Source organism: Trichococcus sp. (assembly GCF_049589555.1).
GTDB lineage: Bacteria > Bacillota > Bacilli > Lactobacillales > Aerococcaceae > Trichococcus.
This window is the reverse complement of the sequence record NZ_JBAWAZ010000322.1, coordinates 1-1,744: the sequence shown is the minus strand read 5'-3', so window position 1 is coordinate 1,744 and position 1,744 is coordinate 1. Positions and strand designations below refer to the sequence as shown.

Here is a 1,744-nt window from a genome sequence, read left to right as displayed (position 1 = left end):
CATCCCTAATACCGGTGTCATGAACATATGCAATCGATCCCTTCTCGTCTTGTTAAGTGGCCTTTGCTGCTTGATAAGACCTACACTGGTATTATCCGCAAAAATTCGCGCCAGCTTTTTTTATTTTAAAAAATTTTTAAATTATTTCCGCAGATGTTTATTCAATTCTTCCACCAGCATGAAGACGGTCGTGGACGGGTTGTCCCGGGCTGGCGATGGCGAGCGCTGACTGTAGAGTTTCTTGGCGTTCTGGATGGCTGCCGGCTGCCTTGATAATAATACGTTGTACATATGCGGATGATTTTTTTTGTAGAAAAATCCCAGCCGTTTCGAGAGCATGTCTGGGTAATGGAAACGTGAAATCGATTTTTTGATCAGTTCGAAATGCAGCAGGTACCAGATTTCGAATGCTTCGTTGCTGTAGGCGGCACGGAAACCTTCCCGGTAATGGGTTTCGCAGAAAAAAACAGCTTCATTGAAGATGTCCCGGTCGAAGGAATCCTTGTCGAAAACCAGCCAAATTTCATCATACTCGTCACGCCGGGTATCGATAACTTCGCGAGCATAGTTGACCAAGGACATCGTGTTCATCGCCGTCCCGACGATTTCGACCTGCGCAGAGATGACGTGAAAACTACGGAAGTAGTTCGGCTCGGTCTTGGTGCCTTCGCAAAGGATCAGGAAAGTTTTTTCCGGCCGTTTCGTTCCGACCGGCCGTTCAAATTTTTTCTTATGGTCCCTTCTTCTATTTTCCATTGTCGACCCACCAATCCACCGGCAACGGGAACGGGATTGCCCCGTATTTGCCGTTCAGATAGTTGCGGTAAAATTCAAAACTGTTCTTCCTTTCCTCGTCATCAAAACGATATTCCACCAAGGAAGTCAGGTGGCTAGCGCTGTAGCTGTCCTTCTCCACGAACCAGACTTGGTCCCTGCGGAAAAGGCTGCTGGACAGATTCGTGATGTCATGCGTCGAATAGATCATCTGCGCGCCTTTGTCGTTGACATTACCGGAAAAAAGTTCCAGCACATAGCGCGTCATCAAGGTGTGGAATTGCGTGTCCATCTCATCGACCATCAGCAAGCCACCCTTTTCGAGCGCCTCGATGATCGGACCGGCCAAAGCCAGCAGTTTGACGGTCCCTGCAGATTCGGTATCCTGGAAACGGAAATTTTCACAATGGGGCTCTGCTTCCCCTGCTTCATTGCGCCGGGTCTTGACGACGAAAAACGCCAGTTCCGGCCGGCCGTTGCGCGTATTGCCCAATTCGTGGACAACGATGTCCTGGATGGACGGATCGGCCACTCTGATCAAAGCCATAAGGTTATGTTTATATTTGGAAAGGTGCATCTTCGCCATCGAAATGGACATCCCAATTTTCGAGGTGTCGAGGATGATGCGCATTTCCGTGAACCACTCGAGAAACAGCTTCAATTCTGGATGTTCTGCCGACTCGGGTGTGGAAAGTAACGACGACAAGGCCAATCGCGTATCTTCCAAAATGATGTGTTGGAACAGTTCGGCCCATTCCCCACCGACGATTTTGCCTGTCGCATTCCGGAAAAACAAATCTTTTTGCTCGTCGCCTTCCAGATAAAGGAATTCCTCAGTAACCCGTTTGCGATTGACGAAAAACCCATAGCGATAAAGCCTCCCTGCCAAAAGGAAGCTTGCTTCCAACATTGTGTCCTTTTTCTCGGTCCGCGCATCCAGATGGAACGGTTCGATGTGGTCCAACCATTC

General features: G+C 48.9%; 2 protein-coding genes. Both read right to left on the bottom strand.

The window, feature by feature from the left end:
* Window positions 1-141 precede the first annotated feature (141 nt).
* Window positions 142-756, bottom strand: coding sequence for an RloB family protein (locus tag WBV27_RS11355; RefSeq protein ID WP_424202143.1), 615 nt, complete (start codon window positions 754-756; stop codon window positions 142-144).
* Window positions 746-1,744 (bottom strand): AAA family ATPase (locus tag WBV27_RS11350; RefSeq protein ID WP_424202142.1); only part of this gene is annotated, 999 nt, incomplete at its 5' end. The genes WBV27_RS11355 and WBV27_RS11350, both read right to left, overlap by 11 nt.